The sequence below is a fragment of the Natronomonas sp. genome (assembly GCF_036625485.1).
Lineage (GTDB): Archaea > Halobacteriota > Halobacteria > Halobacteriales > Haloarculaceae > Natronomonas.
Map to the genome: position 1 here is coordinate 1 of NZ_JAZKTR010000130.1, position 6,527 is coordinate 6,527.

The 6,527-nt window shown below is 65.2% G+C and carries 5 protein-coding genes; all 5 read left to right on the plus strand.

Annotated features, from left to right (window positions below; all coding sequences use genetic code 11):
- Positions 1 to 398: Hsp20/alpha crystallin family protein (locus V5A53_RS11610; protein WP_332313776.1), on the plus strand; the 398-nt coding region annotated here is incomplete at its 5' end.
- Positions 399 to 649: 251 nt separating this feature from the next.
- Positions 650 to 1,858: a threonine ammonia-lyase gene (ilvA, locus tag V5A53_RS11615; protein ID WP_332313777.1), complete on the plus strand. Its 1,209-nt coding sequence runs from the start codon at positions 650 to 652 to the stop codon at positions 1,856 to 1,858.
- A gap of 249 nt (positions 1,859 to 2,107) precedes the next feature.
- Complete coding sequence (locus tag V5A53_RS11620; RefSeq protein ID WP_332313778.1) at positions 2,108 to 2,275, plus strand: DUF7556 family protein; 168 nt, start codon at positions 2,108 to 2,110, stop codon at positions 2,273 to 2,275.
- A 117-nt stretch (positions 2,276 to 2,392) separates the two neighbouring features.
- Positions 2,393 to 2,815 (plus strand): PPC domain-containing DNA-binding protein, encoded by a 423-nt coding sequence (locus V5A53_RS11625; RefSeq protein WP_332313779.1) that lies wholly within the window; start codon positions 2,393 to 2,395, stop codon positions 2,813 to 2,815.
- The gene (locus V5A53_RS11630; protein WP_332313780.1) at positions 2,816 to 6,418 is read left to right on the plus strand and encodes a DNA polymerase II large subunit; all 3,603 of its coding nucleotides are present in this window, start codon (positions 2,816 to 2,818) and stop codon (positions 6,416 to 6,418) included.
- The last annotated feature ends 109 nt before the right edge of the window (positions 6,419 to 6,527 follow it).

Consider the following 6,527-nt stretch of genomic DNA (forward strand, 5'->3'; position numbering starts at 1 on the left):
TCGAGCGGATGTTCGACCGGATGAGTAACCGCCTCGAACCGTTCGACGAGGGCGCCTTCGAGGGAGCGGTCGCCGTCGACGTCGAGGACACCGAGGAGGCCTACGTCGTCACCGCGGACCTGCCGGGCTTCGACCGCGACGACATCGACGTCGAACTCGCGGGCGATCGCCTGACGCTGTCGGCGAGCCATACCGAGGAGGAATCCGAGGAAAGCGAAGGCGAAGGGGGGCGCTATCTCCGACGGGAGCGCCGCCAGCAGTCGGCCAGTCGGTCGGTCCGACTGCCCGAGCCCGTCGACGAGAACGCGACCGAGGCCGAATACCGCAACGGCGTCCTGACGGTCACGCTCCCGAAGGAATCCGAGGGCGGCTCCGGCCACGACATCCCCATCAACTGACCCCGGAATCCCCTTTCATTTTTATACGGAACGCGGCCGTATCGCCGTCTGTCGACCGTCGAACGACCGTCTGACGAGCCCTCCATCTGGCCGCTGTCGTGCGATTACACTTTCACTCCGCATGGCAGGGTTTTATGATGGTCCCATGCGCCTATTCTGATGCACACGCTCCTTCCCCTTTGGCCCACCACCGCCGACGACGGTGCCGGCGGCCCGGAAGGCCTACCATTCATCCACGAGTAGCCGTGGGTATGCTCGAGTTCGCCGACGTGGAAGCGGCCCGCGACGTCGTCGCGGAGACCGCCCGGGAGACCCCCCTCGAACACTCCAACACGTTCTCGAAGCGCACCGGTGCCGACGTCCACCTGAAACTGGAGAACTTCCAGCGCACCGGCTCGTTCAAGATCCGCGGCGCGACGAACAAGATCGCCCAACTGACCGACGAGGAACGCGACCGCGGCGTCGTCACCGCCAGCGCCGGCAACCACGCCCAGGGCGTCGCGCTCGCGGCGACACGGGCGGGCGTCGATTCGACCATCGTCATGCCCGAATACGCGCCGATCTCGAAGATCAACGCCACCCGCGAGTACGGCGCCGAGGTCGTCCTCCACGGCATCGACTACGACGCGGCCGCCGAGAAGGCCCACGAGATCGAACGCGAAGAGGACCGTACCTACGTCCACGCCTTCGACGACCCCGCGGTCATGGCCGGCCAGGGCACCATCGGCCTCGAAATCGTCGACCAGTGTCCCGACGTCGACACCGTCGTCGTCCCCATCGGCGGTGGGGGCCTCATCTCCGGCATCGCCACTGCCGTCAAGGCCCAGACCGACGCCCGCGTCATCGGCGTGCAGGCCGAGGGTGCCTCCAGCGTCGCCGCCTCCCTCAAGAAGGGCGAGGTCGTCGAACGCGATTCGGTCGATACCATCGCCGACGGCATCGCCACACGCAAGGTCGGCGAGCAGACCTTCGAAGTTATCAAAGAACGTGTCGACGAGGTCGTCACCGTCACCGACCCCGAGATCGCCAACGCCGTCGTCTCGCTTTTGGAACGCTCGAAAACCCTCGTCGAGGGTGCCGGTTCCGTCCCGCTTGCCGCCGTCCTCGAAGAGCGCTTCGACTACGAGGAGGGAGAAACCATCGTCCCCGCCCTCTGCGGCGGCAACATCGACCTCAACGTCCTCACGACAGTCATCCGCCGCGGTCTCGTCGAACGCGGCCGCTTCCTCCGGGTCCGGACCGTCCTCAAGGACCGCCCCGGCGCCCTCGAAGAACTCGTCGAACTGCTGGCCGACAACCGGACGAACATCTTCGCCATCGAGCACGACCGCGCCTCCAAGGACATCGCTATGAACGCCGCCGAGGTCGAACTCGACCTCGAAACCCGCGGCCACGAGCACGTACTGGAACTGCTCGACGCGATGGAGGCCGCCGGCTACGAAGTGGAAGTCCTCGCCTGAACCTGGAGTTCCCACAGGCCGACCCGCGGCCGCCCGTTCGCGGGTTGCAGGCCCGCTCACGGCTTACTCCGTTCGCTCGTAGAACGTTCCATGTGGTATGTTCATCATACTCGACAGTTGTTCAGAAATGATTTTCCAGAATCATGTTTCCCAACACATATAAATCAGTCATAAAGGATGCGGCAAATCACGGTATGACACGGTGTCACATCGTCAGCGTTATATACCTACTGTCAACTATGCACATGCATGGCACAGGACACGGCCACTGCGGAGACGGTTTGCGACTGTGAGGTCATGGCGTCCGTGGACAGCGGCAACGACGGCGACCGACTTATCATCGCCGAGCTTTGCCGAGAGGACGCCTACCTCTCCATGTCCACGGCAGCCACAGTCGACGTAGACGACTGGCGATAACCGCGTGGCCGACGGGTGGGGACCCATTTTCGAAGCGCGTAGCGACCGCTCCGAGGGCGGCCCCGGTTTCGCTCTCGGGAGAACACCTTTTTGACCGCTGCCGTCATCCCACCCAGTATGGATTATCAACGCGTCGAGGGCGACCGGGAGTTCGTCGCCCGACTGGAACACGGACGGGATTGGCGCGAGCAGATCGAGGCCTTCGCCGACGCCGAGGGCATCGATGCGGCCTTCTTCTTCGGCCTCGGCGCGGTGCAGGACGCGACCGTTTTCTTCTACGACCAAGAGGTACAGGAGTACTACCCCGTCGAATTCGACGAGCCGTTCGAGGTGACGACCGCGCTGGGGAACATCTCGCATCTGGAGGGGGACCGCTTCGCGCACACGCACGTTACCCTCTCTCATGAGGACGGCACCGTGGTCGGCGGTCACCTCGATTCGGCGACTACCTTCGCGGGCGAACTCTACGTCCGGGAGTTCGACACCCAGCTCGAACGCGAGCACGACGAGACGACCGACCTCGACCTCTGGCCGCTGTAGATGCGTCCCGACGACGAAGCGTACTTCGAGCGGTTGGAATCCGGCCTCGACGAGGCACTGGAAGTCGCCCGCGAGGCCCGACAGCGCGGCGGCGACCCCACCGAGGACGTCGAGATTCCCATCGCGAAGGACATGGCCGACCGCGTCGAGAACATCCTCGGCATTGACGGCGTCGCCGAACGCGTCCGAGAGATGGAAGAAGACCCCGACCTCTCCCGAGAGGAGGCCGCCCTCGAACTCGCCGCCGACTTCGCCGACGGAAAGGTCGGCGACTACGACTCCCGCGCCGGGAAAGTCGAAGGCGCGGTCCGGACCGCCGTCGCCCTGCTGACCGAAGGCGTCGTCGCCGCACCCATCGAGGGTATCGACCGGGTCGAACTGCTGGCGAACGACGACGGCACCGAGTTCATCAACATCTACTACGCCGGCCCCATCCGCTCGGCGGGCGGGACCGCACAGGCGCTGTCGGTGCTCGTGGCGGACTACACCCGGACGCTCATCGGCATCGACGAGTTCAAAGCCCGAAGCGACGAGGTCGAACGCTACGCCGAGGAACTGGCCCTCTACGACAACGAGACGGGCCTGCAGTACTCTCCGAAGGACGCCGAGACGAAATTCATCGCCGAGAACATGCCCATCATGCTCGACGGCGAGGCGACCGGCGACGAGGAGGTTTCGGGCTTTCGGGACCTCGAACGCGTCGACACCAACAACGCCCGCGGCGGCATGTGTCTCGTGCTGGGCGAGGGTATCGCCCAGAAGGCCCCCAAAATCCAGCGGTACACCTCCCAACTCGACGAGGTCGACTGGCCGTGGCTGCAGGACCTCATCGACGGCACCTACAAGAAGGACAAAGGCGGTGACTCGGCCGCCGACGCGGACGACGAGGCCGAAGCCGAGGAGGAAGACGCCGACGGTGACGAGGCGGAAGGCGAGGCCGAGGGAGAAGCCGACGGCCCCGACGGCCCGCCGCGGCACGACCCCTCCAAGAAGTTCCTCCGGGACCTCATCGCCGGTCGGCCCGTCTTCGGCCATCCATCCGAAACTGGCGGGTTTCGGCTCCGCTACGGCCGGTCTCGCAACCACGGCTTCGCGACGGCGGGCGTCCACCCCGCGACGATGCACCTCGTCGACGACTTCCTCGCGACGGGTACCCAGATCAAGACCGAACGCCCCGGCAAGGCCGGCGGCGTCGTTCCCGTCGACTCGATGGAGGGCCCGACGGTCAAACTCGCCAACGGCGACGTCCGGCGCATCGACGACCCCGCGGAGGCGCTGGAGATCCGCAACGGCGTCGAGAAGATCCTCGATCTGGGCGAGTACCTCGTCAACTACGGCGAGTACGTCGAGAACAACCACCCCCTCTCGCCGGCCTCCTACACCCCGGAGTGGTGGAAAGGCGACCTGGGGGCGGCCGGTGCCGACGTGCAGGCCCTAGAGGACTCCCCGCGCGTGGATCTCGAACACCCGAGCGCCGCGCAGGCCCTCGAATGGGTCGACGAATACGGCGCTCCGCTGCATCCGGAATACACCTACCTGTGGCACGACCTCAATGTCGAGCGATTCGAAACGCTTGCGGAGGCCGCAAGTGAGGGGCATTGGGCCGAAGCTGACGGTGCTGCTGTAGCTCCTGCCGACGCCGATTCGCCCAGCGAGCGCACGCTCGTCCTCCCGCGTACCGAACCCGTCCGCGAGGCGCTGGAGGTTCTCATCGTCGAACACACCCAAGGCGAGGAGACGCTGACCGTCCCCGACGCCGTCCCCTTCGTCCAGTCGCTCGGGCTGACCGACGACCTCGAAAAGCCGTGGGACAGCGACGACCTCTCCGAGGACGCCCGCAACTGGGACGACGGCCAAAACGCCGTCGAGGCCGTCAACGAGGTCGCCCCCTTCGAGGTTCGTGAGCGCGCACCCACCCGCATCGGCTGTCGGATGGGCCGCCCCGAGAAATCCGAGAAACGCGACCTCTCGCCCGCGGTGCATACCCTCTTTCCCATCGGCGAGGCCGGCGGCTCCCAGCGGGATATCGCCGCCGCCGCGAAACACAGCGAGAACATGCAGGACACCCCCGGCCGAGTGGAAGTACAGGTCGGCCGCCGCACCTGCCCCGACTGCGGGACCGAAACCCACCGGGCACGCTGTCCCGACTGCAACGCCGTCACCGACCCCCACTACGTCTGCTACAGTTGCGACATCGACGTCGAACCCGACGAGGCGGGACGGGCCATCTGTCCCCGGTGTGAGTCCGAAGCCGAGGCCGTCCAGACGAAGACCATCGACGTCCACGAGGAGTACCGCAATGCCCTCGAGAACGTCGGCGAACGCGAGAACGCGTTCGACGTCCTGAAAGGCGTTCAGGGGCTCTCCTCGGAGCACAAGGTCCCCGAACCCATCGAGAAGGGCGTCCTCCGGGCCAAGAACGGCGTCTCGTCGTTCAAGGACGGCACCGTCCGCTACGACATGACCGACCTCCCCGTAACGTCGGTCCGGGCCTCCGAACTCGATATCACCGTCGGCCAACTGAAGGCCCTCGGCTACGACGAGGACATCCACGGCGACCCGCTGACCCACGAGGACCAACTGGTCGAGTTGCGAGTCCAGGACGTCGTCCTCTCGAACGGCGCCGCCGAACACATGATTCGGACCGCCGACTTCGTCGACGACCTGCTGGAGCAGTACTACGGCATGAACCGCTACTACGACATCGACGACCGCGACGAACTCGTCGGCGAGTTGGTCTTCGGGATGGCGCCACACACCTCCGCCGCAGTTGTCGGGAGGATTATAGGATTTACGTCGGCGGCCGTGGGATACGCTCATCCGTACTTTCACGCCGCGAAGCGGCGGAACTGCGACGGAGACGAGGACTGTGTCATGCTCCTCATGGACGGACTTCTCAACTTCTCTAAATCTTTCCTGCCGAACCAGCGCGGGGGTCGGATGGACGCCCCGCTTGTCATGTCCTCGCGCATCGACCCCGCGGAGATCGACGACGAGGCCCACAACATGGACATCGTCTCGGAGTATCCGCGGGAATTCTACGAGGCCACCCGCGAGATGGCCGACCCCGGCGAAGTCGAGGACCTCATCCAGATCGGCGAGGACACCCTCGGCACCGAAGACCAGTACCGCGGTTTCGAGCACACCCACGATACGGGCGATATCGCCCTCGGACCGGACCTCTCGGCGTACAAGACGCTCGGCGACATGATGGAGAAGATGAACGCCCAGCTCGAGCTCTCACGGAAGCTCCGGTCGGTCGACGAGACCGACGTCGCCGAGCGGGTCATCGAGTACCACTTCCTGCCGGACATCATCGGGAATCTCCGGGCCTTCTCACGGCAGGAAACTCGCTGTCTGGACTGCGGCGAGAAGTTCCGCCGGGTACCCCTGACCGGCGACTGTCGGGAATGCGGCGGTCGCGTCAACCTCACCGTCCATCAGGGGTCGGTCAACAAGTACATCGACACCGCCATCATGGTCGCCGAGGAGTACGACTGCCGCGAATACACCAAACAGCGCCTCAAGATCCTCGACCGTGCGGTCGAATCCATCTTCGAGGACGACACCAACAAGCAGAGCGGGATTGCTGATTTCATGTGAACCGAACTTTTTGCACGGTCGCCTTGCTTCGCTCGGCGACCGGCAAAAACTTCGATGAAAAAGACACGGCGGCCCTCCTTACAGTCGGGCCTTGGTCCCGCGCCTCCCT